This is a genomic window from Marinobacter sp. SS8-8, assembly GCF_030540945.1.
Taxonomy (GTDB): domain Bacteria; phylum Pseudomonadota; class Gammaproteobacteria; order Pseudomonadales; family Oleiphilaceae; genus Marinobacter.
On record NZ_JASSVN010000012.1, the window covers coordinates 1 to 24,274 of the forward strand.

General features: G+C 53.0%; 21 protein-coding genes and 4 pseudogenes. 16 read left to right on the forward strand and 9 right to left on the reverse strand.

The features are described 5' to 3' along the window. Positions 1-116: 116 nt before the first annotated feature. A pseudogene (locus QPL96_RS12685) lies at positions 117-1,025 on the forward strand (IS21 family transposase); the annotation flags it as partial. Positions 1,026-1,036: 11 nt separating this feature from the next. Further along, entirely contained in the window at positions 1,037-1,792 is a 756-nt protein-coding gene (gene istB, locus QPL96_RS12690; protein WP_303287741.1) for an IS21-like element helper ATPase IstB, read from the forward strand. Between the two features lie 105 nt (positions 1,793-1,897). Here the strand turns inward: istB and istA are convergent. After that, positions 1,898-2,587: pseudogene (gene istA, locus QPL96_RS12695) on the reverse strand (IS21 family transposase); the annotation flags it as partial. Between the two features lie 158 nt (positions 2,588-2,745). Then, a complete protein-coding gene (locus QPL96_RS12700) occupies positions 2,746-4,365 on the reverse strand; it encodes a hypothetical protein (RefSeq protein WP_303287742.1) in 1,620 nt (539 codons plus the stop codon). A 1,069-nt stretch (positions 4,366-5,434) separates the two neighbouring features. Here QPL96_RS12700 and QPL96_RS12705 point away from each other — a divergent pair. Together QPL96_RS12705 and QPL96_RS12710 are read left to right on the forward strand one after the other, a co-directional pair. After that, the gene (locus tag QPL96_RS12705; protein WP_072678555.1) at positions 5,435-5,737 is read left to right on the forward strand and encodes a DUF1778 domain-containing protein; all 303 of its coding nucleotides are present in this window, start codon (positions 5,435-5,437) and stop codon (positions 5,735-5,737) included. Between the two features lie 79 nt (positions 5,738-5,816). After that, entirely contained in the window at positions 5,817-6,257 is a 441-nt protein-coding gene (locus QPL96_RS12710) for an acetyltransferase (protein ID WP_228704081.1), read from the forward strand. A 233-nt stretch (positions 6,258-6,490) separates the two neighbouring features. Here QPL96_RS12710 and QPL96_RS12715 read toward each other — a convergent pair whose 3' ends face one another. Beyond that, positions 6,491-6,967: a hypothetical protein gene (locus tag QPL96_RS12715; RefSeq protein ID WP_303287744.1), complete on the reverse strand. Its 477-nt coding sequence runs from the start codon at positions 6,965-6,967 to the stop codon at positions 6,491-6,493. Next, the gene (locus QPL96_RS12720; RefSeq protein ID WP_303287745.1) at positions 6,948-7,847 is read right to left on the reverse strand and encodes a DNA replication terminus site-binding protein; all 900 of its coding nucleotides are present in this window, start codon (positions 7,845-7,847) and stop codon (positions 6,948-6,950) included. Before QPL96_RS12720 ends, QPL96_RS12715 begins: the two co-directional genes overlap by 20 nt. Before the next feature lie 192 nt (positions 7,848-8,039). Here QPL96_RS12720 and QPL96_RS12725 point away from each other — a divergent pair, with 192 nt between their 5' ends. Continuing rightward, positions 8,040-9,920 carry an AAA family ATPase gene (locus tag QPL96_RS12725; protein ID WP_303287746.1) on the forward strand — a complete coding sequence of 627 codons (1,881 nt, stop codon included), beginning with the start codon at positions 8,040-8,042 and terminating at the stop codon, positions 9,918-9,920. Between the two features lie 148 nt (positions 9,921-10,068). Here the strand turns inward: QPL96_RS12725 and QPL96_RS12730 are convergent. Both QPL96_RS12730 and QPL96_RS12735 read right to left on the reverse strand, forming a co-directional pair. Next, a pseudogene (locus QPL96_RS12730) lies at positions 10,069-10,449 on the reverse strand (transposase); the annotation flags it as partial. A 28-nt stretch (positions 10,450-10,477) separates the two neighbouring features. Beyond that, a complete protein-coding gene (locus QPL96_RS12735; RefSeq protein ID WP_110070512.1) occupies positions 10,478-11,374 on the reverse strand; it encodes a cation transporter in 897 nt (298 codons plus the stop codon). 95 nt (positions 11,375-11,469) lie between these two features. Here QPL96_RS12735 and cadR point away from each other — a divergent pair, with 95 nt between their 5' ends. The 3 genes from cadR to umuC all read left to right on the forward strand — a co-directional run bounded on the left by cadR (position 11,470) and on the right by umuC (position 14,015). Next, a complete protein-coding gene (cadR, locus tag QPL96_RS12740; RefSeq protein WP_068812297.1) occupies positions 11,470-11,877 on the forward strand; it encodes a Cd(II)/Pb(II)-responsive transcriptional regulator in 408 nt (135 codons plus the stop codon). A 427-nt stretch (positions 11,878-12,304) separates the two neighbouring features. Further along, positions 12,305-12,733 carry a translesion error-prone DNA polymerase V autoproteolytic subunit gene (gene umuD / locus QPL96_RS12745; RefSeq protein WP_011783492.1) on the forward strand — a complete coding sequence of 143 codons (429 nt, stop codon included), beginning with the start codon at positions 12,305-12,307 and terminating at the stop codon, positions 12,731-12,733. 1 nt (position 12,734) lies between these two features. After that, complete coding sequence (gene umuC, locus QPL96_RS12750; protein WP_303287747.1) at positions 12,735-14,015, forward strand: translesion error-prone DNA polymerase V subunit UmuC; 1,281 nt, start codon at positions 12,735-12,737, stop codon at positions 14,013-14,015. Positions 14,016-14,096: 81 nt separating this feature from the next. Here umuC and QPL96_RS12755 read toward each other — a convergent pair whose 3' ends face one another. After that, positions 14,097-15,857 (reverse strand): hybrid sensor histidine kinase/response regulator, encoded by a 1,761-nt coding sequence (locus QPL96_RS12755; protein WP_303287748.1) that lies wholly within the window; start codon positions 15,855-15,857, stop codon positions 14,097-14,099. A 466-nt stretch (positions 15,858-16,323) separates the two neighbouring features. On the opposite strand from QPL96_RS12755, the gene QPL96_RS12760 reads away from it, so the two are divergent. From QPL96_RS12760 to QPL96_RS12770, 3 genes are all read left to right on the forward strand, one after another. Further along, positions 16,324-16,923, forward strand: a complete 600-nt coding sequence (locus QPL96_RS12760; RefSeq protein ID WP_303287749.1) for a hypothetical protein — start codon at positions 16,324-16,326, stop codon at positions 16,921-16,923. Between the two features lie 51 nt (positions 16,924-16,974). Beyond that, positions 16,975-17,373, forward strand: coding sequence for a hypothetical protein (locus QPL96_RS12765; RefSeq protein WP_303287750.1), 399 nt, complete (start codon positions 16,975-16,977; stop codon positions 17,371-17,373). Positions 17,374-17,492: 119 nt separating this feature from the next. Continuing rightward, entirely contained in the window at positions 17,493-17,990 is a 498-nt protein-coding gene (locus QPL96_RS12770; RefSeq protein WP_011783497.1) for a hypothetical protein, read from the forward strand. Positions 17,991-18,072: 82 nt separating this feature from the next. Here the strand turns inward: QPL96_RS12770 and QPL96_RS12775 are convergent. Beyond that, positions 18,073-18,570 (reverse strand): annotated as a pseudogene (locus QPL96_RS12775) (Tn3 family transposase); the annotation flags it as partial. Between the two features lie 460 nt (positions 18,571-19,030). On the opposite strand from QPL96_RS12775, the gene phnC reads away from it, so the two are divergent. The 5 genes from phnC to QPL96_RS12800 are packed head-to-tail and all read left to right on the forward strand — an operon-like array spanning position 19,031 to position 23,424. Continuing rightward, entirely contained in the window at positions 19,031-19,849 is an 819-nt protein-coding gene (phnC, locus tag QPL96_RS12780) for a phosphonate ABC transporter ATP-binding protein (protein ID WP_020833797.1), read from the forward strand. Then, on the forward strand, positions 19,846-20,709 hold the full coding sequence (gene phnD, locus QPL96_RS12785; protein ID WP_011784780.1) for a phosphate/phosphite/phosphonate ABC transporter substrate-binding protein: 864 nt from the start codon (positions 19,846-19,848) through the stop codon (positions 20,707-20,709). Before phnC ends, phnD begins: the two co-directional genes overlap by 4 nt. A 10-nt stretch (positions 20,710-20,719) precedes the next feature. Next, positions 20,720-21,550, forward strand: a complete 831-nt coding sequence (phnE, locus tag QPL96_RS12790; protein ID WP_011784781.1) for a phosphonate ABC transporter, permease protein PhnE — start codon at positions 20,720-20,722, stop codon at positions 21,548-21,550. Positions 21,551-21,559: 9 nt separating this feature from the next. Next, complete coding sequence (locus QPL96_RS12795) at positions 21,560-22,570, forward strand: phosphonate dehydrogenase (RefSeq protein ID WP_011783502.1); 1,011 nt, start codon at positions 21,560-21,562, stop codon at positions 22,568-22,570. Further along, positions 22,564-23,424 carry a LysR family transcriptional regulator gene (locus QPL96_RS12800; RefSeq protein ID WP_303287752.1) on the forward strand — a complete coding sequence of 287 codons (861 nt, stop codon included), beginning with the start codon at positions 22,564-22,566 and terminating at the stop codon, positions 23,422-23,424. The genes QPL96_RS12795 and QPL96_RS12800 overlap by 7 nt, the downstream gene beginning before the upstream one ends. Here the strand turns inward: QPL96_RS12800 and ltrA are convergent. After that, on the reverse strand, positions 23,339-24,184 hold the full coding sequence (gene ltrA, locus QPL96_RS12805; protein ID WP_081265577.1) for a group II intron reverse transcriptase/maturase: 846 nt from the start codon (positions 24,182-24,184) through the stop codon (positions 23,339-23,341). The genes QPL96_RS12800 and ltrA overlap by 86 nt on opposite strands. Between the last annotated feature and the right edge of the window lie 90 nt (positions 24,185-24,274).

Sequence of the window (24,274 nt, forward strand, 5' to 3'; positions counted from 1 at the left end):
AAGGAAATCATGCGCCCAAACGGCATCTGTCGTTATGTGTCCTTTTACACGGAATCCTCCCTATGGATTCAAGGGCTTCCAGGGTGAACGGAACATAATGGGATTGGGAACATAACCCCGACAATTTAAAATCGGGTGTTACCAAGGCTCACCGGTACGAGCCGGACCTCAATCCAACCTATCAGGACATGGCCGCCCATTATGGGGTCGCCATTGTTCCTACCCGCGCCCGTAAGCCCCGCGACAAGGCCAAGGTGGAGGGTGGTGTATTGATCGTTGAGCGCTGGATCCTGGCGGCCTTGCGCCATCACCAGCACTTCTCCCTGGGGCAACTCAACGCCACCATCCGTGAGCTGTTGGAGAAGCTCAACAGCCGCCCCTTCCGCAAGTTACCCGGCTGCCGGCGCGACCACTTCGAACAGTTGGATAAACCGGTTTTACAGCCATTGCCGGCAGAGCCGTATGTCTACGCCGAGTGGAAGAAGGCCCGGGTCCACATCGACTACCACGTCGCCATCGACAGGCATTACTACTCGGTGCCCTACACCCTGATCAAGAAAGAGGTGGAGGTTCGCATCACTCACAACACCATCGAATGCTTTTACCGGGGCAACCGGATCGCCAGCCACCGGCGCTCCGACCAGAAGGGACGGCACACCACCATCGCCGCGCACATGCCCGAATCCCATCGCCAGGCGGGCGAGTGGTCGCCGGAAAGGCTGATCGGCTGGGCCGCCAAGACCGGACCGGCGACGGAGAAGCTTATCCGCACCGCACTGGGTGCCCGCAAACACCCACAGCAGGCGTACCGCTCCTGTCTGGGCATTCTCCGGTTGGGGCAGAGCTACGGCGAGTCGCGGCTGGAAGCCGCCTGCCAACGCGCCCTGATGCTGGGCAGTTGCCGGTACAAGAGCATTGAATCCATCCTCAAACACCGTCTGGATCAGCAGCCTCTGGAAGAGCAACAGGAACTGGCTTTACCGGACACTCACGACAACATCCGTGGCCCCGCCTACTACCACTGAAGGAACCTGACATGTTGAAACATCCCACACTGGATAAACTCCACGCCCTCAAACTGGCCGGCATGGCCGCCGCCCTGGCGGATCAGTCGACCATCCCCGACATCACCGATCTGAGCTTCGAGGAACGCCTCGGGCTACTCGTGGATCGGGAAATGACCGAGCGAGATAACCGACGCATGACCAGCCGGCTGCGCCGGGCCAAGCTGCGACACACGGCCATTCTCGAAGACCTGGACTACCGGAACTCACGGGGCCTGGATAAAGGGCTGGTCCAGTCACTGGCCGGTTGCCAATGGGTGAAGGAACATCTGAACGTGCTCATCACCGGCCCCACCGGGGTCGGCAAAACCTGGCTGGCCTGTGCTCTGGCGCACAAAGCCTGCCGGGAGGGTTACACCGCCCAGTACGTCCGCCTGACCCGACTGCTGCGGGAGCTGACCATTGCCAAGGGAGATGGCCAGTACGCCAAGCTCCTGACCAACCTCGCCAAAGTGGATGTGCTGATCCTGGATGACTGGGGGCTCATGAAGCTGAGCGCAGAGAACCGAAGAGACTTGCTGGAGGTGCTGGAAGACCGCCATGGCAGACGCTCCACCATCGCCACTAGCCAACTGCCCATGGATCAATGGCATGACGTGATCGGTGACGCCATTCTGGCAGACGCCATTCTGGATCGGCTCGTACACAACGCCTACAAGATCAATCTGCGGGGCGAATCCATGCGAAAACAGCAGGCAAAGTTGACGAGCACTGAGACTTCGGAGTAAGAAGAGAAACCCCGCGTCGCTACGCTCCGATGGGTGGCAGCCTTGCTCCGGTCCGGGTGGCAGGCTTCACGTGGAATGGGTGGCAACCTTCAGCGGTTTACGCACGTAGCCTTCGCAGGCATGGATCCGGAACCCGACCGTGGTGGCATACCCATGGAACCGCTGGTTGAGGGTCAATTCCCGGTACTGTTCGTTGATCACCACCAGCTTGGTCTGATCGTAAACGCACTCCTCCGGCAGCCCACCGAAGTAACGCAGGGCTTCGTCATGGAGCTGGATAAAGGTCTGGGTATCCAGCGGCCGGAAGGCCAGACCCACGTACATCAACCGCGAGTAAGACAGCACGAACACCACAAAGTGCAGCGTGCGCTCTTCGCCGCCAATCAGCACGCCGCGCAATTCACCGGGGTCCACCTGGCACTGAACACCCGGCACATCGTCCAGAATGGGTTCGTAGTAGCGCATCTGGGCCGAGGCTACCTCCTCCTTGAGCGTTCGAACATAGCGGCGAATGGAACGATCCGAAGCTGGCAATTCACCCACTTTCGCTTGCAGCTTACGGGCAATCTTGACGGCGCTGAGCTTGGGAAACCGCTTGAGCAAAGTCACCAGGTAATCCCGGTGATCGTCGAGGCGCTTGCTCCGTGAGGGATCTGCAAACTGCTCTGTGATCGCATCCACCTCCATCCGCAAATACTTGCGTACCGTGTTCCGGGATAACCCCAGTTCCTGACTGATGGCGCGGATCGACGAACCTTTACCGTTATCGTGCATTGCCTTGATCTTGTGTATCACAACCCACTCCTTCACTGACATGCCCCCGGCCATCGATAAAAGCGGGGGACAGTAGCTGGTTCTGTGGCCTGACGGCCACTCGGAGGTGGGTCAAAATTAATGGCCAGTAGTGGGTCACTTTAATTGGCCACTAACAGTTTAGAAATATAACGCCTCTTTTAAATACCAAATAGATTTAAGATCAAGTCTCCAAGACGCTGCAAACTCCACCCACTAATGTTGACCTTCTTTCTTTGCGGGTGAATCTCTTGCAAAATGACGCCCTCTGCACCGGAAAAGCGATGCTTAAACAACTCTCGCTTGTTTCTGTGGAAAGCCCAAAAAGTTTCAGTTCTACTTGATTCCATGACTAGATTGGCAGAGTAACCGATAACGCCCTCACATAAACATGGTGTAGAAGGATTTACCTTTTGAAGAAAGATTCCCCGAGTGCCCTTTAGAATGAGCCTGGCAGGCCCTTTAAAAACGAGTACTCTAAGCTGTCCCGCTAGCCAAGCCGAGGGTTTGAATATCAGCCACCTTGACGAAATCTTTAGCGGCTTATCCTTATCCTGCACTATGCCCACGATTTGACGGGGGCTCAGGACGACCTCACTGTGGTTGTCCAATTCGACTACCGATATCTTCGTCTCGGTATCGTTTGATTCAGCTATTTTAACCGCAATGCTTCCGCTTTCTATGTTTGTCCTAAATCGTGTCAACATGTGCAGGCCCGCAGCTAAGCTCGTGAACGGTGTACTGTTGTTCAGCAAGGCTTTCGTATCAGCTTGCAGTTTATCAGGCACGTTTCTAATAAATTCTGGCTTCAGAAGCAATTCGCTATTTGCTTCAAGATCAACTCCGATCAAGTCCTGCGGTGCGGAAATCTCTGAGATGGGCATCGATGGTGAGTCATTCAATCGTACCCTATACGTTCGCTCGATTAGCTTGGCGAGGCCAAAAAATATAATACCGTTAATAAGTAGAGGAGAGAGAACTATCGATACCACGATAGCAAAAGCCTTCGGAGACTGACTAATAAACTCTTTCCAAAAGCGCATTAATCCAACAAGAAAAGTTATAACTGAGCCTTCCGAATCAGGTGGCTCTATCACTGGCTCAAACGGCCCCAGGGGCCCACCAGGTGTTTCCTTGAGCAAAGAACAAATCGAAGACCGTGCGCTGCAAATAGAAGCTTGAGATTGATAACAAGCTTCTAGGTTATTTTTTTGTGAATCACAGATGCCTGGCCAAGGAGGGATGTGGCGTTCCCAAGAAGCGCACTCTTTGGGTGTGGATTTTTTAAGTGATTTGCACTGACTCGCCTTTCTGAAACACCTTTGCCTCAGATCTTCGCATTTCGACCTGGTGTCTTCGTTGCTTGCGATAGCCTGACAACGCTGGAGATAGCGGATAGCTTGATTAATCAACTGCAATTCGCTATCAATTTTTCGAATTTCGAGTTCCCGGCTGAGCATCTCGTCAATTTGGTAAAAATACAGCCCGCTGTAATCTTCGCGAAGGGTCTTAATTTTTGACCTAAGTTCCGCTCTCTGTTGCAACAAATCCGTTTCTTTGTCTGAACAAATAGCACTTTGGGCACGACTGGGGATGTTGCCTGGGAGTTCCTGCGAAAGAGTAGGGATTGGACTGTCAATCGAAGGATCAGAGGTGACCTCCTCCCAGTTGCTCGCAACTGAAACAAATCCGTCCCCTGCAACCAATAGGAGCAGAATAAGCAAAAAAAGAGCGAAATGACGAAAGATCCAACGGAATGACTTGATGATCAGCCGAAACATCTAAGCCCCTTATCGTACGGCTCGCATACATCGCTTTTTTTGATTCGAATTCGGCTCAAGGTTTTAGGCACGCTTACAGCTTCTCGGAGATAGCGCTATCTCAATAAAAGTAGCTATGACTAGAAAGCCCAGTGTTCCCAATATTGGTGGTAGCGAGGATAGCAAAATCGAGATGCCGATTAACACAAGCGAATAGCCCAAGACAGCATAGATCCAGAGGCTTATCTTGTGCGTCATGTGACCGGAAAAAGTAGCGCCGGCAACACGTACTGAGCCGCCTATCATCCACTTTTTTCTGTATCGGTGGAGTAGGCAGGAAACCCCAATTATGATGAAAGTTACCCCAATGAATGCTGACATAATTGACTCACTCCCGGAGGCATGACCTGCGCCGATTCCAAGGATGGCTAGATGACAGCTTACAGTATCTGTTTTCAAATTCACGCGACCAAGCTCAAAAACCCATTCTGCGTTATGCACTAGTCGAGGGCTGTGGCCTTAAGGGCCAAATGGGCTAGGCAAAAATGTCCGCTTTGTGGCCACCTGAATGTTCGCTTTGCGACCATACCGAGTACCAATAGCTTGTTCCGATCTCATCCCAAGGGGGCTCATCGAACGGTCACTCTTTTGCGGAACAAATACGTTGTTCCGTTGAATGGGCGAGGGGTCGTGAAATCAGTCTCTGGTTTTTTGCGGACAGGTGCGATTTTCTGACAACCAGTTAAACCTTCCGCACCCGCCGGGGCCAGGCTTAATCGATGTAATGATTCGTATCCCAATGTTTCACCTTGCGAAGTGCGTTCCAGGATAGCGGTTGGGCAGCTATACAGACTTGCTCATAGCATATGAGCGGTTTCTTCTGTGATCACACTTTTTGTAATTGTTCTACAATACGGCGTTTCAGTGGATTAAGCCCCGTTGACATTGGGATAGCTTTAGCCGATAGTTAATGTACGGTTATTTTCCGTACATTATGGCTTCTAGGTTTAAGCCAGTAGTGCAGCATAATGGAAAACACTAAAACAGAGGTTCTGGCCGATTGGCCAGCCAGTTGAAAGAGGAACACCGCATGTCAAAGACAAGCGCGCGGCTGGATTTACGAATTGATCCGGCTATTAAAGAATTGGCGGCGCGCGCTTCAGCTCTGACCGGGAGTCACAGTCTCTCAGAGTTTGTCATCCAGGCAATCCGGGAGAAGTCGGTTCGCGTGATCGAGGAGGCTGAGGTGTATCGCCTGAACAGCCAGTCGTTTGATGCTTTTGTAGCAGCCTGCGAAGCAGCTCCAGCACCGAACGAGGCATTGCTGAGGGCGAAACGTCGCCGGAGTAAAAGGATGGAAAACGGTGACCTTGAGGTTAGAGCCATTAGATAAGAAGTCGCATGACCGGAAATCGTTTGATTGTGGGCTGGAACGGGTAAATGAGTTCCTTAGGCGAGAAGCTCGCAAGCAGATGGACAAGAAAATTAATCGCACCTGGGTGCTGGTGGATGATGAACCTACAAATGTGTTGCCAGTTCCGGTCCTGGGGTATTTCACCCTGACCAGCGCAACCGTAGTGCGTGATGAGCTGCCAGATCAGGAGACCCGTAGCCGATACCCGGCCTATCCCATTCCAGTGATCAAGCTTGCGTGGCTGGGTGTGGATAGCAAACTACACGGATCCGAGCACCGATACGGTGAAACGATAGTTCTTGAGGCGTTGGAAGAGGCGTATCGGATTGTTCAATACACTGGCATGGGAATAGCGGTTGTAACGGACCCTCTTACCCAGAGCAGTGATCGTTTTTTTAAGCGCTACGGCTTCCTGCCTATGGGAAGGCAATTCGGAGATCTGCAGTCGCTTTACTTGCCTATGGGTACAATTGGTCAGCTGATTGATCTTCCATCTTGAGAATGGTCGCAACCAGGAATTGTCGCCCGAACGAGCGTTCAAAGTTTTGGATAACGGGCCTGTAGTGAGATTTTGGTTCCATTCATAAAATGAATGCTCTCGCTGCCAGTCCGTCATCAGCATAAGAGGTATAAAACCTGGCGTTGCTCTCAGGCAGGGCTGGAGCAAACCGACGAGTCCACGATCTCTGGCGGATGGGTCAAGCCCCAAGAGAGCTGCAGGTGGCATTCTACCTAACCTTTATACAGTGCTGCCGCCCCTCTTAGCGCTGCCAATACCAATTGCTCGTCGTCACAAACGGACTGTTTCTTTAATTGTGCGAGAGCCAGTGCGCCAAGCCGAAAACTTTGTGAAATGGGCAGGGGTAGGGCGTATCCGGTGCCTGATCCTTGGCTTGCAGTCAGGTAAATCCTGCCGGGCTGGCGCTCAATCGTTATCCCCTTTGTTGGCCGCTTAAACTCGGCCTTGGGTAAATAGCCCAGACACACACAACAAAGAAGTGGTAGGTCGTCCTCGCCCAATTGGAGAACAATCTTCCTATTCCATTCAATGCGTTCACCTTGGCGTGGTGCGACTTCCAAATTCAGGGCAGCAAGCGGCACGCCACCCTCTTGGGTGATGTAGGTCGCCTCTGCAGTGAGAGCCGCCTTTGAACCGAAACAGCGTACTTTTGCCTGGAGAGCAGGGTGTTCAGGCTTGACTGTCGACATAGCGATGAATGCTCAATGCTTGAATGACAGGTTCGGGTTCTATCTTGGATTCGCGCTGGAGTCGAACTGGAACCTCATTACGAAATGCTGGATTTTCACGCCAAGCCAACCTCGGGAGAGTCTCCTGTTGTGCAATAACTACTCCCGAAATCGGGCAACTCTTCCGGAGGACCTTACCCGCCTCGCGATAGGCGTAGTTTGCTCGCAATTGATTCGGCAGAGTGATTCGGCGGACCAAAGGCTGATCGGGTGAACATTTTCGCCTCAGGACATCTACGGCGGTGTCTGCCAACTCCACATCGCGATCCCTGAGTCCTTCGGCAAGCGCCATGGCCTCATCAAAGCTGAGTTTCTGGATCCGGGCGTGACTGGTTGCCCAGGTCCAGGAGATTGAATCCAAATTACGAGGCATGATCCGGATCTGTCGGTAACACTCCCGCAGATCAAGCGTCTGAATTCCTGCACTTTTCAGAGCGTTCTTTAGCACCGTTTCTCGTGATACCCCGCGCTTCTCAAGGGAAAGGTTCCGGATTTTCAGAACAGTTTCCTTGAAGTGACTTTTAGCTGCATTTAGCTGCTCGACCGCCGACACTGTCGCATCTGAAGCACAAATAATGCCCGCTTCGTATTTCCTGTTGTGAGTATCGTCAATGGTCAGCCCAACCGCATCTATAATCGCAGCTCTGCGCGCATCCGCGGTATAGCGCTGTTTTTCAGTGGCGCCAAAAGTTGGGATATACACTTCAAAATTTCTGGCATGATCCGCTTCTGATAGCTTCTTTAGCCCCTCACAATGATCGACGAGGGATTGATAAGCAGTCGAAAGCTCCTCGATCAAGTCACGCGGGACAGGGACATCGCCAACATCAGAGTTCAACATGTTTTGGATCTCCCAATATCAGAGTACGGCACGGACACTGTGTGAACACAAACAAAATCAAAGACCTGATTTATTATACCATATATTCCTGCAGACGAATCTCTTCATTAGCCAATACCAGACTCTGACGGTATCTTGGTTGCACCTAAGCAAAAGATCCTTGAGATTGCCTGAACTCACGAATTGGACACCATGACGAAACTTGCGATCCCACTAAGCCTTGAGACGTTACAAGAGCTGGATAAAGACCGGACAAGACTCTCCGGCTTAACCAATGCTGAGCTGGCGGGTTTGTTTACCCTGTTTAAACTGGCCAACTCATCAAAACCCTTTAATGGCCCTGCGAGTGAACGTCTCCTTGCGGAAAGCCTCCTGCTGATTGGTGATTCTCAAGAGGCCAGATCAGAAATTGAGGACCTGGTACAGGATCGAGTAGAGCACTTTTCTGACCTGGCTCCGGGCAACAGCGACATGTTCTTTCTCATGTCAGTCTCGGACGTTGCCAACAAAAGTTACCTGGAACAAAAAAACCGATGGCGTTACGGTTGCTCGAAAGAGTTCAACCAGGTGTTCATCAAACGTAACATCCTGGGTCTGCAGCGGAATGTGTCACTATCGACTGAGCATGACCGCTTGATTCGAGCCATCGAGGCCGAGCCGGACGAACCCATGGCCATTCAAGGCTTTGCCGGCGTGGGTAAGACCTACCTCATCACAACGCTTGCGGCATCCTTGGGCGCCAAAGGTCTCTCTGTTGTAGCTCTGGCTCACACCCGTCAGCAACTCACAGCGCTCATGGAACGCACGCAAGCCGTTCGGGGATTGACGTTAGCGGAATTGATGAAAGAGCTGGTCTATCCTGGAGAGCCTGCACCCAGGCCCTCCAGGGGCTCGCGTTACCGGATGGGGCAGCGCTTCAACCGCACCTATGAGCAAATGGCACATATTCTGGGGATCCAACCGCTTCAGCGAGCGAAGCCTCCCGAGGTTGCCAAAATTGCGTGGAAGACGGTAACGTCGTTTTGCCACAACTCCGGTCATGAGATCACGACTGAACATCTACCCGCTACGATAAAATCTCACTGGTCCGCCTCAGACAAAGTCATTCTGGTAGAAGTTGCTCGCAGGATGTGGGAAGTCATTGTGAATCCGCCAAATCAGGAATCTGAACTGCCAATGCGGATCTATCACCAAATCAAGCATGCTGATGTTGAAGGCAAGGTGCTTCCTCCTACGATCCGTATCGCCCTGGTCGATGAAGCCCACGATCTGCCCCTGCCCATTATTAATATTCTTGAGCGAACGCCGCCACCACAGGCGACATTTACCTTTGGTGATCGATACCAACACCTTTTCGGGGCCGGAGGAACTCAGCGACCAGGGCGATCACGAGGTCGAGAACTAGGCGTATCAGTCAGGGCTGGTGAGAGCACAACGGAGCTTTTTAACCAGGTTCTTGCGGCACACCCCATTACTCCGGAGCTGGAGTTTGTCGGCATCAGACCAGAAAACACCCGGGTTGTGTCCTACCAGACCCTGCCGGCGCCGAGCGGAAACTGCGCCATCATTTTTCGCTCATACTGGGCCTTGTTTGAGCAGTTCCAGCGATGCGCCCATGAAAAAGCCGCTTTCACGTTGATGCCAGGATCGGAGAAAGCCCTGCAGTGGTTCATGGGCGACGTAATCGAGCTGTTCAATCACGGTACGCGCCCAAGCTTCCCAAGCTTATTCCGGTACGGAACCTTCGATGAACTGGTAAAGCGTGAATCGCAACACGCCGATATCAGTCGTATTGTCGACCTGCTTTCCCGCGGTTATCAGCTCAAACACCTCGATGAATCATTGTCTCGGCAGGCGAGGGGCTCTGTAAATGTTCTGTGGCTAGGGATGCCAGAGCACACCAAGAACATGGAATTTGAAAAAGTTGTTATTGCGGACGATTTTTTCAGTCAGACCAACATGGTCTCAAAAGATGCTCTCGTGTCCAGCGTGTACACCGCGATCTCGCGAGTTAAAGCGGAGCTGCACCTACCTGCCGAATTTGATAATTGGGTAAGGGGGCTCTCAAGCTGACCAGGGAAACGTCGGTCCACGGTTCAGCGCGATGCGTTATGCCCCTGCGGTTTTCGGATGATCCGAGGATTACCTTCATCTTAATCTTTAGGGTATACGGATTTAATGGTTGATGGGGCACCTTCACCCCATCAATCTGGTACCACCCTCAGATGGTTGATAGATCGACTCCGTAGTTGAGTTCCTCTGCGAAGTCCGGCAGTCCGTAACCGATGGTTTTCTTGTAGAAAGGAGAGACCTTCGCAGTCGGTGCCTTCTTCTTGTGCTTCGTGGTGTAGAGCATTCGTGCCCGCATCACCTCGAAGGAGTAACCGCGCCCTTCACGGTTCTTGTCCTTGGCCAGTCGGTTGATGGACTCCGTGTAAGCGTTGGTGACGGGCATGTCCGTCTCGAAGTAGGTCATGGTCTCTTCGCGCCAGTTTCCCACTGCCCTGACCAGATCGCTCCAGACTTCCTTTTGGCCCTTCGGGATGGTGGCTATCCACTCGTCCAGGGCGGCTTCTGCCTGGAGCCGTGTGGTGGCGTCCCAAGAGCTTTTTGCCAATAATGAGCATTATTTAACCCTTCAACGCCAAAATGCGTCTGGCACCGTTAAGTACAATGCCCCCCGCGATGGTGCCGATAATCAGATCCGGATAATTGGAACCGGTCCACGCGACCAGGGCGCCGGCGGTGATGACCCCCAGGTTGATCACCACGTCGTTGGCCGAGAATATCCAGCTTGCCTTCATGTGCGCCCCGCCTTCCCGATGTTTGGATATGAGCAGCAGACAACTGGTATTGGCAATCAATGCGACGAATGCGATAGCCATCATCACCAGCGATTCAGGCTCACTACCGAATACAAAGCGTCTCACCACCTCTACGAGCACGCCCACAGCCAAGATCAGTTGCAGTACACCAGCAAGATGCGCGGCACGTACCTGCCTTTTCACGCTATGTCCAACCGCATAAAGGGCAAGCCCGTACACCGCCGCATCGGCAAAATTGTCCAGGGATTCTCCAATCAGGCCGGTGGACTGGGCGATCAGACCGGCAGTCATTTCCACCACGAACAGAAGTGCATTGATGCCGAGCAACCAGCGCAGGGTCCCGGATTCTTGCTTAGCAGAAGCTGCCGAAAACTCGGCGGCCTTGATGGTCTCCGGATTTGCAGCGACGGTTTCCTGAAGCGAGGCGCCTAGCCCCAAGGTCTTCAGTTTCGAGGTGACGGGCTCGACCTCGCCGTCATGCACGACCTTCAGCCGGCGGTTCGACAAGTCGAAGGACAGCGCCCGAATCTCCTCAAAGCCGTTCAGGGCTAGGCGAATCATTCGTTCTTCTGATGGACAGTCCATCTTCGGCACGGCATAAACACTGACCCATCTCCCTGGCGCCTCGGAGGAGGCCTGTATATCGGTATCCGCTGCGGACGTTGCATCACCGCCACAGGCGCCACCACAGGATTTGCTCATGATACGACTCCACTTGAACAATGTTGTGGTACCATTTAAAACTATAAAGCTACTATAAGGTCAATAGAGTAAAGAATCCGTTGGGGAGGAGGCTGATGCGCATTGGTCAGTTGGCGCAGTTGGTAGGGGTCGAAACACAGACGATCCGCTTCTATGAACAGCAGGGCTTGTTGCCGCCGCCTGATCGGCAGGACAACGGTTACCGTGTCTATACCGAGAAGCATGGTGAGGGGCTGGCCTTCATCCGTCGCTGCAGAATCCTGGGCCTGTCACTGGCTGAGATTCAGGAACTACAGAGCTATCAGGACGACCCTCATCAGCCTTGTACCGCCGTCAACGCCTTGCTCGATGATCACATCTCTCATGTGCGGTCGCAGATAACCGCTCTGCAAGCGCTTGAGAAACAACTCGTTTCACTGAGAGCGAGTTGCAACGATGACCGGGAAGTTGAGGCGTGTGGGGTTCTTGCTGGAATTAGCGAAGGAAACATGCACCAGCAGTAGGTGAAGCATCAACCAGATAATCCGATGAGATGCCGGTCTGTCTCACTCTCATGCAAAGGTAAGATCAACCATTTAATCCGCTTACCCAATCTTTAATGATATGGTTTTTTATACCAGATCGGCCTTAGACGACAAAAAAAGCCGGAGTATCCCGCAACCTCTCAGATGAGATCCAAACACGCTCCTGAACTAACCTTCAATTCTCTTTGTTAACCTGAAATAACCTTGGCACGGCTACGCCGCGCAGGGCTCAGGACGGAAAAGCCTTCTCCTTTGTTTAGCCATGCTCCGAAGATGAGGGCTGGCCACTCTGGGTGCCTGAGGCGGATCTGGTATAAAACTTCAGACCAAAACTTGCAGGGGTCGATCAAACCACCTTCAAGTAATATACTGTTCATCCATACAGTTTATTGAGATGCGGTGTCCAATGCTGATCAAACAGATTTTCCGTCCAACAGAGCAACTCCGGAGCTCCATTGCGTTCTTCAGTGATGCGGTCAAGGCCGGCTTCCCGTCACCGGCCCAGGATTACATTGAAAAAACACTGTCTTTGGACGACCTGTGTATTCGGACGCCGGCTGCAACCTACTTCGTTCGTGCATCCGGCTCCTCCATGGAAAGGGCGGGGATTCACGATGGTGATGTGCTGGTTGTCGATCGCAGTCTGCCACCGGGACATCGCAAGATCGTCATTGCGTCCGTTGACGGCGAGTTTGTGTGCAAACGCCTGGACCTGAGTGTTCCGAGCCGGCCTGTGTTGCGGGCAGAAAGCGAAGATTACCCCGACATCACGCTTCGGGAGGAGGATGAACTCGAAATTTTCGGTGTTGTAACCACCGTGGTGCATGCGCTCTGACATGAAACAGGTGTTCGCTCTTTGTGACATGAACAGCTTTTACGCCAGCTGCGAGCAGTTATTCAATCCAGCGTTTCGTGGCCGGCCGGTCGTGGTCGCCAGTAACAACGATGGCTGTGCCGTTGCACGATCACCGGAGGCGAAAGCGCTCGGTATAAAGATGGGCCAACCCATTTTTGAGTTGCGGGAGTACGTCGAAAAGCACGGCCTGATTGTTTGCTCATCCAACTATGCACTCTACGGAGATATGTCCCATCGATTCATGCTTGCCCTGGCGGAATGCGCACCTCGGGTCATGCCCTACAGTATTGATGAAGCCTTTCTTGATCTGACCGGTATCGATTCCGTTGCGTCGTATCTGGATTTCGGCCACCACGTCAAAGAGCTGGTGCGAATATGGACGGGCTTACCTATCTGTATCGGAATCGCTCCAAGTCCGACATTGGCAAAATTAGCTAATCACGCCGCAAAACACTATCCCGCCACCCGGGGTGTCGTGGATCTGACTGACCGAGACCGGCAACGACGTCTTATGCACCTGACACCGGTGGAAGAAGTATGGGGAATCGGCAGGAAACTGAGCAAACGACTGGATGCCCTGGGAATAAAGACTGCTCTGGATCTAGCCGATTCCGATCCTAAATGGATACGAGATCACTTTTCAGTCGTGGTCGAGCGCACCGTCAGGGAGCTGAACGGCATACCATGTCATTCAGACCTTCTCGAAGTAGCACCGGCAAAGCAGCAGATTCTATGTTCAAAGTCCTTCGGGGCACCCGTCACCGATCTGAATTCCATGCTTGCCGCGATTACCGCTCACGCATCCCGAGCGTCTGAGAAGCTGCGTCGCGAAAACCGGGATTGCGGGTATCTGGCCGCGTTCATGTCAACGAGCCGGTTTCGAACCGGTCACCACTACGCCAACCAGCAAGGGATTACTCTGCCATTCCCGACCTCAGACACCCGGGAAATCGTACGACATGCGGTCAGTATTGCCCGGTCGTTGTGGCGGGAGGGGTACCGGTACAACAAAGCGGGCATTGTACTGACAGACTTCCGGGTGCCTGGTGCTTGCCAATCCGATTTTTTCAGCCAGGTCGAGGACGACGAGCGCAACCGGAAGCTGATGCGGACCTTAGACAAGATCAACAGCATCGCTGGCAAAAACACGATCCAGTTTGGCCGGCAGATTCACAAAAACCAAAGCTGGCAAATGCGAAGAGAAAATCTATCGCCGGCTTACACGACTCGATGGGCTGACATCCCCGTGGCGATCAGTTAAATCCCTCAAACAAAGACAGCCTGGACGTTCTCTTCGATGCTATACCAGTTGTGGAAAACTATTCGTGGGTGTCAGTCACCTTCAGATAACAGTCAGTTCGACAGCTGCACGTATCTGCGCCTGGTTTCGGACTTTCTGTTCCTTAACCCCCGCAACCAAGATCTTCATGTCTTCGATCGGCATCCCTTTAGAGACAATTCTTGCACCAGCAGCCACAATCGCCGCACGCTTTCGTTCCGGAATACTTGGGTCGGCGGTGAGCATAATCTTAACCATTCCCTGGTTTGGATGCTCATGACTGGCCAGCCATTCGAGCAGCTTTAGGCCATCAACATGGGGCATGTGGAAATCGACCAAGAGCAGATCAAATCGTTGCTCTTCGAGTCTCGTGATACCCGAAACCGGGTCATCGCAGACCGTTAATTCGACGTCTGGAATTCCAAGAATCTTCGGTGCAAAAAAACGCTGCATTTGCTTAAGAAAAGTGTGGTTATCGTCAATCAACAGTACCTTTGTTTTCTGGTCTCCGCTTTCTGATGTCCGGATCGACCCAGGCTCGTGATCCATATCATGATCCGGCAGAACTGCAGCTTGCTTGGGGAGCTCTCCGGTCCGGTAATCAACGGGCAGATCGATCGTCAGGCAGGTCCCGAAGCCTGGTTTACTGTCAATTCGGATTCTCCCACCAAGGAATTCGGAGAATTTCTTCATCACTGGCATCCCGATGCCCCATCCATCTTTTCCGCGACGGATACCAAGCGAAAGCGGGTCTTTGTGCCATAGCAGCGCATTCATCTCAGCGGTGGACATGCCAGCCCCGGTGTCTCGCACAGAAATCGAAATTCCTTTGTCTCGGAGAGACATCGATATTTTCACGAAGCCATCGGACGTATGTTTAAACGCGTTTTCGATCGCGTTTCGAACCACCACTTTGATTAAATCGTAGTCTGAGTACACCTCAGTAACTCCGATTCTAGGATCATCGACGCAATCCCATATCAGGGCGACATTCGCCGTGCCGGCGAACTGGCCGTTCAACTCATTGCACATTTTCGCCACTGCAAACCAGTCTTTTCTGGACTTGAGAGTCCCGTTCTCCAGAGCCGCCAGAGCGAGGATAGACTTTATGTGATGGTCAAGCGTATCCAAGTCATCAAGACTCATTTGCAGGATACCCCTGGCATCCCCAAGAGCGGCCCCATCGATATAGGCCAATGCCAGATCCGCTTGAGATCGGAGATTTGTGATCGGTGTGCGCAGCTCATGTGCAGCAATGGCCAGCAGATTTTGCTTCATCACAATCGCTTTACCCTGAGCGACATACCGTCCTTTAAGCTGTGAAAGCCAAAACCCGAGCAGAAGATTGCCAACAACAGCGAAGACAAGCGCTGCGACGGTCAGTTCCGAGAGGTACGAACCGAAGGGAAAACTCCGTAACGAGAGGAGGTACAGCCCGGACAGCAAACTAGCCAGAGCCCACAGAAAAACCATGGTGCCCCTGGAACCTTTCATCGCGCGGGAGCAGGCAATCGCTGCAACGGCTAAGAGGAACAAAAATACCGACAACAACACAGTCGAGGGGATTTCATCCAGGTTCAGTGTACCGTTGTCCGACTCGAGTGGATGCGGGTTTTCAAAAGCGCTCAGTGGTGCTCCCGATAGTGGTGGCCATGGGTGTGTGTGCTTTTGAAACAAATCCGTTTGCTTAGCCAGCAGCAAGGCCAGTAACAGAACGATAAAGATGGCGGGAATAATCCCAGCGATGATGGCGCGGGGTTTGATCATGGTATGTACATCCCTGTCGTCAAAAAAAGCGTGAAAGCTTTTATTCAGCGCCTCCATGGCACCAGCCTGATTCTACTATGTGCATGTCGCATGTGGTCAATAAATCATCAGCGAAACATGATTTTGCTCTCAATATTGAATCCCAACACTCGACGTACGACCTCAGGGCGTTGCTCGGATACACCAATCGGGGGCAAACTTGCACCTGAATCCTTAAAACTCAATGGCCCGCTCTGGCCATCAACTAAGGAAAGTGCCCCAGAGATCTGGGTCGAGTTCAGGAATGGGATTTCTCTCCGTGAGAGGCTTGTGTGCGAACCCCCGGGTTCACCCACGTCTACCGCCAACCAAATAGGTCTTTGTGCTGTGACCCATTTTTGCCAGGTTGATTGCCGTTTAACGGCAAACTCAATCCGGCTTCAGGATGGTCACTCATGGGTTTCCTTTTCCTCGTCAGACTCTCAGTCCGCCCGGGCCCTGGTTTTCGAAGCAAACCAAGAAAAAGACGTGCAAGGAGAACCCAGTGAAATTGATCAACCTCGGTTTGGCCCTCGGGCTTATCGGCGTACTTGCTGGTTGCGCCGGTGGCGAACACATCTACACCAACGATGGCAGGTGCCTTACCTGCATCAACAATCCTCTTACCGGCAAACCCATCAATCACGATGGATCAGCGCCCGGCAGCACCATTGAGTCCCGAAACTCAGCCTCTATCGCCGAGACTGCTCAGGCGGATGAACCAGCAAAGAAAAGCTCTTCATACATTGAGCAAACAACAACGTTCTCGGCTCCAATCGACGTGGATGTTGCGTTTGTGAAGGTAAAAAAAGAGTACCGATATTATACGGAACAGGAGATTCGCCAGGAGTGGGGCATCGTTGCTGACGACAAGCTCAATCAATTTGACACTGCCTATGGCGCTTCGCCTTCCGCCTACTATCACATGCGTGCACCGAGAGAACACGGTAATGGTAGATACGTCATCGATCATAAGATCGAAAAGCAGGCTACCGATAAAAGCCAAATCACCATTACCGTTTGGGTTAGAGAAGACTCCCCGATAACACCGGCCGATGTTGCAGGCAGTCTCGCACTCAGAACCAAAGCCGCGTTAACCCGTTAATAACGGCTGGGCGACCAGGGTGGTCGCCCATCAGACAAAGGGAGAAACACCATGTTGAGACTATTTATAGGCTTCGTCCTTGGTGTTGTTACCTCCTACTACTCGATGCCCAGCCTCTTCAAGCTGACAGTCCTACTACCAGAGGTTAATTTCGAGCGCTTTTTCTCAAATGACCAACCGCTTACTTCCAATACGATTAATGCCACACATCCTTCAGTGTTCGAGAATACAGCCGCCCACAATGCCATCAGCGAACTAATTGAGATAGCCAGGTCACTGGCCGAACTCCATCCTGCCCAGGATCCCGCATCCATAGAAGTAACCGAGGTTTTATTCAACCTTGCCAGGAAAAGCCCTCAGGCCCAGGCTCTCCTTCAGGAAAAGCTGCCCGGAGGTTTGACTAATGGAGAGGCTCTTTCGATTCTCTCAAGCATCGGAACGAGAGGTTAAACCACCATGGGTAGCTCCAATTTCCTGGTTCAACCACAGATTGCCTCTCCATATAGTCCCGACTTTCAGCGGTTGTTGGCAGACGCTATTTCGGAAATCGAGACCACAACGGATCACCTATGACACATCTGAGCGAAGACCGGGTAAAAGATCTATTCAGGGATATTGAAGGGCGCATCAAACGCGGCAATCCAAATCCAATTCGCTATCTGAAGAATCTGCATCCGTCGAAAGACGAGATCGAAGGCCTGGAATGGAGATATCGGCTTTCAGGCTACCTGGAGGGTTTAGCCGTATCCGATCAAATGGATAACGGTTTCATTGAACCGTTGGTGGCAACACTCTTCTCCAGGGCCGACGTTTCAGACGGAGATCGCCCAGGACGTGCTCGCCCATTCAGCATCGATATTGTTACCGAACAACGCAAGACGTTCAGCTTCGACGTACCGGCAATGAACCCGTTGGACGCCTATGTTCAGCTTACGAAACGGACTGCGTACAAGTCGATTCCTGGAATTGAAGTTATCAAAGTGTTCGAAGGGCTCCTTCCCGACAGGACTTCTGGAGTCCAACCTTTGCGAACCTTCCATACTGGTGAGCTCATTTTCACCTCCTGACTAACAAGGAAACTGATATGCCTCTGGTCCTGCAACGCGCACTGAATGAGGGGTCAGCTCACGAAACGGAAAAAATCGTACGCTAAGACCTCTGCAGTGTTCGTAACGATCGGTACTTTCCTTGTTCGACCTGTTTGTCCTGCTGCCAGATATAGTCGCCGGTCAGGTTGATGTGCTCCCAGCCCAAGGGAGAAAGATGCCGCAGAAGCGTCTCGTCGATATCCCGGCCGTCTTCGCGCAGTGCTTGAACCGCCCGCTCCATATAAACCGTATTCCAAAGGATAATAGCGCTGACGACGAGATTGAGTCCGCTTGCACGGTAGCGTTGATTCTCGTAACTGCGATCGCGGAGTTCACCGAGCCGGTTCAGGAAGACGGCACGAGCCAGCGCGTTCTTAGCCTCGCCCTTATTCAAACCAACCTGCACGCGGCGACGCAGTTCGACGTTTTGCATCCAGTCGAGTGCGAATAATGTTCGCTCAATGCGGCCCAGCTCGCGCAATGCGATCGCGAGGCCATTCTGACGCGGATAGCTCCCGAGCTTGCGCAGCATCAGTGATGCGGTGACAGTGCCCTGCTTACTTTATTTCGAATTAGTAAGTGCAAGGCTGTCCTTGCCCACCCTTAAGGCCACACCTTGAATTGCTGCCCGTTTCCAGATCCACCCCACCATAGTCAGCACCTGGAAGCGCGACCTATTGGAGAGCGCGTCCGACCTCCTCGAAGGCAAGAGTATAGTCGGTAAGCAATTCGATGAACTCAGCACGGACGAACTGTACCGTGAGATTCGCCGACTGACGGTGGAACGCAATTTTTGTTGCTTAAGCTCCTGGGTGGCTCGTTCCACTTTGGCTGAGCTCCATGTATTTCACAGAGCCCTTCGGAAAATCCTTGCGAACCAAAAGCACTTCATCAACCTGTCACGTCAGTGACACGACAGTGTCATCTCTCAGCTTTACCGTTCAATTGTAACTCGCAATACGGCGAGCTTATTTATTGCAAAAGGTGATCCTGTGGCGCCAACTCAATCAACCAATGTGATGCTTCGAGTCGAGAGTATGGGCGTAACCTACCCGGGAAACGTCCTCGCGCTCAAACCCACCAACGTTCACTTTCACAAGGGCGAATTCACCGTGCTACTGGGACTTTCAGGCGCGGGTAAATCCACTCTGCTTCGTTCACTGAATCACCTGGTTAAGCCCACAACCGGGAAGGTTGTGTCTGGCGAGTTTGGTGAACTGACCAACCGTAGAATCCTGCGACAGCACCGCAGCCGCACCGCCATGGTGTTCCAGCATCACCAGCTGATCGAACGATACACCGCGTTACAGAATGTGCTGACAGGCAGACTTGCGTATCACGGTACTTGGCGAAGCCTGCTTCCCCTGCCCCGGCAGGACCTGGAGTTGGCTCTGCAATGCCTCGACCGCGTAGGTCTGGCTGACAAAGCGCTTTCCCGAGTAGATCAGTTGTCCGGCGGCCAGCAGCAGCGGGTTGGAATCGCCAGAGCATTGGTGCAGCAACCATCCATGATTCTTGCCGATGAGCCCGTTGCCAGCCTGGATCCGGCCACTTCTGAAAAGGTACTCGGCCTACTGCGCGATATTTGTCAGGAAGATGGAATCACCGCGGTTATTTCCTTGCACCAATTGGAATACGCCCAGCGTTTTGCAGACCGGATCATCGGCCTTTCGAACGCTCATATCGTTTTTGACGATGCTCCTGAAAACCTGAAATCGAAACACCTGGACGAGATTTACCACCGTTCACCCAGCGTGGTAGCTGCGGAAGGCAAACCAGCCATCCATAAACCTAAGACCACCCCGATAACGACAGACGTACTGGAGATAGCACAATGAAGACAATGATTCACTCTTTGCTGGCTCTGATAATGATGCTCGGCATCCATTGGTCAGCCCATGCCGCAGATACAGACCCTGATCTTTTGAAAGTTGCCTTGCTGCCGGATGAGAACGCGTCAGAACTGATCAAGCGAAACCAACCTTTGAAGGATTACCTGGAAACCACTCTTGGTAAGGAAGTAGAACTGATTGTTACCACCGATTACTCCTCCATGATCGAAGCCATGCGTTTTGGCCGAATTGACCTGGCTTACTTTGGTCCGTTGTCCTATGTGATGGCCAAGAGTAAGAGTGACATTGAACCCTTTGCCGCCATGGTGGTAGACGGGAAGCCGACTTATCGCTCCATCATTATTGCCAATGCGGACTCTGGCGTTGGCTCCTTCGCGGATATCAAAGGCAAGAAAATGGCCTACGGTGACCGCGCATCCACTTCCAGCCACCTGATCCCCAAGACCGTACTCCTTGAGAAGGCAGAGCTCGAAGCCGGAAAGGACTATGAGGCTCATTTCGTCGGTAGCCATGACGCTGTTGCGGTTAACGTCGCCAATGGCAATGCCGACGCCGGAGGGTTGTCCGAAGTTATCTTCGAGCATGTGATGGACCGCGGTTTGATTGATCGGAGCAAGGTCAAAGTGCTGGGCTACAGCGGTGACTTTCCTCAATACCCCTGGGCCATGCGTTCGAACCTGGCCCCTGAGCTGAAGAGCAACATTCAGAAAGCCTTTCTGCAGATCGATGACCCGGAGATTCTCGACAACCTGAAGGCTGAGGGATTCGCGGCAATTACCGACGAAGATTACGATGTCATCCGCGCTATGGGTGGCCTGCTCAATCTTGATTTCGCAAAAATGTGAGGAGTGCCCCATGAACTATACAACGACGGAACCGGCGACTCTGTCGCCGGCCCCGTCGGCCTCCGTGCTGGATGAGCACGCGAAAGGCTGGCGGAAAAAACTCGGACAGTCGCTGTTAGTGCTGCTCATCATTTTTGTCGCAAGTTGGTACGTAGGGCTGCTCAATTTCAATACACTTGCCAATGGCGTGCCAGCCATAGGCACACTCATTGGCGAATCTCTTCCACCTGACTTCACCAATGTGGCCAGCTGGGTGTCGCCGTTAATCGACACGCTTGCGATGAGCATTGCCGGTACTGCCATTGCAGTAACCTTGTCTGTGCCACTGGCATTCCTGGCTGCGCGCAACACCTCTCCACATCCGGTGGTGTTCCAAGTAACTCGAACCCTTTTAAACGGTTTGCGTTCAGTCCCGGAACTGATCATGGGCATCATCTTCGTGGCTGCTGTTGGTTTTGGGGCGTTGCCTGGCGTACTGGCGCTCGGTCTTCACTCCATTGGCATGGTTGGAAAGTTTTTTGCCGAAGCGATTGAGCATGTAGATGAGGCGCCAGTGGAAGCGGCCGATGCTGCCGGCGCTACTCGCTTGCAGGTGCTCTATCACGCCGTGCTGCCACAAGCACTTCCTCAATTCGCGGACGTGTCCATTTATCGCTGGGAATACAATTTCCGTGCCTCGACCGTAATGGGCATGGTGGGTGCCGGTGGTATTGGCTTCGAATTGATGGGCTCGCTGAGAATCATGCAGTATCAGGAAGTCAGCGCCATTCTCATTGTCATCTTGTTGATGGTCACCGTCGTGGACAGTCTCAGTGGCCGCCTTCGTAAGAAATTCAAATAAGGAACGTCGATGAAACCCAAGGTTGTGATAACCCATAAGATCCATGACAGTGTTCTGGATGAACTTGCCCAAGATTGCGAGCTGGTCACCAACCAATCCGGCGCCACGTTGCCCCAGGAGGAAGTGGCTGCGCGCGTTGCAGACGCTGATGCGATGATGGCGTTCATGCCAGACCGAGTTGGAGTGGAGTTCCTACAGGGGTGTCCGCGCTTGAAGGTGATTGGTGCAGCCCTGAAAGGCTATGACAACTTTGATGTGGATGCCTGCACGCGTCATGGGGTTTGGCTGACATTTGTACCGGATTTGCTAACCGTGCCTACTGCAGAGCTAACGGTCGGGCTGACGATCAGTCTCACCCGACAAGTCAAGGCGGCGGACCACTTCGTTCGATCCGGTGAATTTACTGGCTGGACACCACGCTTCTATGGGCAGGGGATCGAAGGCTCACGGATTGGTATTGTGGGTATGGGGGCCATCGGCCAAGCGGTGGCGCAGCGCCTGAACGGATGGGGAGCGGATTTAATCTATTCCCAGCCGGAACGTTTACCCGTGCAGCATGAGCAGGCACTGGGTTTGTCCCATACTCCCCTCAAGATGCTGCTGGCCCAGTCAGATATTGTGATCCTGGCACTGGCGCTCAATGAGCAAACCCTCCACACCATTAATCGCGAAACGCTAACAGGAATGAAACCGGGCGCATTCCTTATCAATCCCTGCCGTGGATCTGTGGTGGATGAGGGTAGTGTTCTGCAAGCGCTTCAATCCGGTCAGTTGGGGGGGTACGCCGCTGATGTGTTTGAGATGGAAGATTGGGCGAGAGAAGATCGTCCGAGGGAGATCGCCCAGGGGCTCAGGGCCCACCCCAACACGCTGTTTACTGCTCACATCGGATCGGCAGTCAGCCAGGTGCGTCTGGCTATCGAGCAACGCGCTGCTCGGAACATTCTGCAAGTGCTTCGGGGTGAGCGGCCGGGTGATGCGATCAATGATCCCAGTGGCCGCGAGAGCGGCCCATGCTGAATCTTGTCTGGCTGAAGAATTTCGTGGCGGTGCTGGACCACAACGGGTTTCAGGCCGCAGCCCGCCAGTTGGACATCGCACAACCCACACTGTCCCAGCACCTTCAAAAACTCGAAAACCAACTTGGCGTTTTATTGGTCCACAGGGGGCGCTCTGGCTGTGAGCCAACCCGGGCTGCCTTAACCTTGTTGCCTTTTGCCCGAAGTCTGCTCCGGCTGGAGGAGCAGGCGAGATCTTCCATTATGGAGGCTCGACTTCGCGTTGGGGCGAGCTCCAATATTGGGATTTATATGCTCCAGCCCTACATCCGTCGTTACAAGGAGCTGGGCGTAGGGCCCGAGGTGGATGTGGTAATAGATTCCAATCCGACTATTGCACGGCATTTATCGGACGGTGAGCTGGACGTGGCGATTATGGAGTGGTGGCATGATCTACCCGGATTCCATGCTCAGGCGTGGCGTAACGAGCCCGTTGTTCTAATCGTTCCGCCTGGTCACCCGTTAGTCCGTCGAACCGATATCGACCGCGATACGCTGTCTAACATGGCTCTGATCGGCGGCGAACCCGGCACCGGCACTGGCCGGCTTTTGGCGACCTACTTCGGTGAGCATGGGCCATTTCCGACGGTATCTATGCAGCTGGGTAGCACCGAAGCCGTCAAGCAAGCGGTTAAGGTCGGACTTGGCGCATCGTTGGTGCTTGAAAGTTCTGTACGGGAGGAGGTCCAAAATGGAAGTCTGGTGGCTATTCCCGTGAGTGAGCCTGGCCTTAGCAAGGAGCTGATGGTGATTTATCCGAGCAGCCTGGACAAACACAGGCCAGTATACTCGTTTGTTGGGCATCTCTGTGAATAGCTATTGGGTCCACCTCACGCATATCTAGCTGGGAATGCAGATACTGAGCCTCACGCTCACTTCGACAACGCAGTATTCCGTCATCTGCATATCGGCAGAATGGGATATCCGGATGACGAACGGTCAGCCAACGATCCAATGCATAATGCAGAAACAGGTTTGCCAGAACTGGCGATAACGGGCCACCTTGTGGTGTGCCAACGTTCCGTCGTTCCTGCTTACCATCTTTCGTCTGCATCGGTGCCGTTAGCCAGCGCCTCACATACAGCAGCACCCAGGATTCAGAGCAATGGTGGTCAAGGGCCTTGAGCAATAGCTCATGATCAATATGATCAAACAAGCCACGGATGTCATACTCCAGCACCCAGTCCCTTTCCCAGCACCGCTTTCGCGTGATCGCAAGCGCATCATGCGGGGATTTCCCGCGCCGATACCCGTACGAGTCCACATGAAAGACAGGTTCCAGGATAGGTTCCAGCGTCATAGTAACCACAGTTTGCGCTATACGATCGCTAACCGTGGGTACCCCGAGCAATCTTTCTCCTCCACTTTTCTTCGGAATTGGAACTGCTTTGACGGACGGTGGGAAATAGCTGCCGGACGACATCCGATTCCAAATTAGATAGAGGTTCTTACTTAAGTCTCGATCAAAGTCCTGAATCGTCTGGCCATCTACACCGGCCGCACCTCGATTTGATTTAACTCGCTGATACGCCTTCCATACCTGGCGCTTGGAATTTTTTTCTCTAATTGCGGAAATACCGAAATTAGATAAAACACAGCACGCCCCTCAGTTAGTAATATGGCTGCCCGATATCCCGGAATGATTATGAAGCGGAGATTGGTGTTG

Excerpts from the sequence above, each read along its gene's own strand:
- istB (WP_303287741.1), top strand. The coding sequence starts at position 1,037 with ATGTTGAAACATCCCACACTGGATAAACTCCACGCCCTCAAACTGGCC.
- QPL96_RS12700 (WP_303287742.1), bottom strand. The coding sequence starts at position 4,365 with ATGTTTCGGCTGATCATCAAGTCATTCCGTTGGATCTTTCGTCATTTC.
- QPL96_RS12705 (WP_072678555.1), top strand. The coding sequence starts at position 5,435 with ATGTCAAAGACAAGCGCGCGGCTGGATTTACGAATTGATCCGGCTATT.
- QPL96_RS12710 (WP_228704081.1), top strand. The coding sequence starts at position 5,817 with ATGGACAAGAAAATTAATCGCACCTGGGTGCTGGTGGATGATGAACCT.
- QPL96_RS12715 (WP_303287744.1), bottom strand. The coding sequence starts at position 6,967 with ATGTCGACAGTCAAGCCTGAACACCCTGCTCTCCAGGCAAAAGTACGC.
- QPL96_RS12720 (WP_303287745.1), bottom strand. The coding sequence starts at position 7,847 with ATGTTGAACTCTGATGTTGGCGATGTCCCTGTCCCGCGTGACTTGATC.
- QPL96_RS12725 (WP_303287746.1), top strand. The coding sequence starts at position 8,040 with ATGACGAAACTTGCGATCCCACTAAGCCTTGAGACGTTACAAGAGCTG.
- QPL96_RS12735 (WP_110070512.1), bottom strand. The coding sequence starts at position 11,374 with ATGAGCAAATCCTGTGGTGGCGCCTGTGGCGGTGATGCAACGTCCGCA.
- cadR (WP_068812297.1), top strand. The coding sequence starts at position 11,470 with ATGCGCATTGGTCAGTTGGCGCAGTTGGTAGGGGTCGAAACACAGACG.
- umuD (WP_011783492.1), top strand. The coding sequence starts at position 12,305 with ATGCTGATCAAACAGATTTTCCGTCCAACAGAGCAACTCCGGAGCTCC.
- umuC (WP_303287747.1), top strand. The coding sequence starts at position 12,735 with ATGAAACAGGTGTTCGCTCTTTGTGACATGAACAGCTTTTACGCCAGC.
- QPL96_RS12755 (WP_303287748.1), bottom strand. The coding sequence starts at position 15,857 with ATGGAGGCGCTGAATAAAAGCTTTCACGCTTTTTTTGACGACAGGGAT.
- QPL96_RS12765 (WP_303287750.1), top strand. The coding sequence starts at position 16,975 with ATGTTGAGACTATTTATAGGCTTCGTCCTTGGTGTTGTTACCTCCTAC.
- QPL96_RS12770 (WP_011783497.1), top strand. The coding sequence starts at position 17,493 with ATGACACATCTGAGCGAAGACCGGGTAAAAGATCTATTCAGGGATATT.
- phnC (WP_020833797.1), top strand. The coding sequence starts at position 19,031 with ATGCTTCGAGTCGAGAGTATGGGCGTAACCTACCCGGGAAACGTCCTC.
- phnD (WP_011784780.1), top strand. The coding sequence starts at position 19,846 with ATGAAGACAATGATTCACTCTTTGCTGGCTCTGATAATGATGCTCGGC.
- phnE (WP_011784781.1), top strand. The coding sequence starts at position 20,720 with ATGAACTATACAACGACGGAACCGGCGACTCTGTCGCCGGCCCCGTCG.
- QPL96_RS12795 (WP_011783502.1), top strand. The coding sequence starts at position 21,560 with ATGAAACCCAAGGTTGTGATAACCCATAAGATCCATGACAGTGTTCTG.
- QPL96_RS12800 (WP_303287752.1), top strand. The coding sequence starts at position 22,564 with ATGCTGAATCTTGTCTGGCTGAAGAATTTCGTGGCGGTGCTGGACCAC.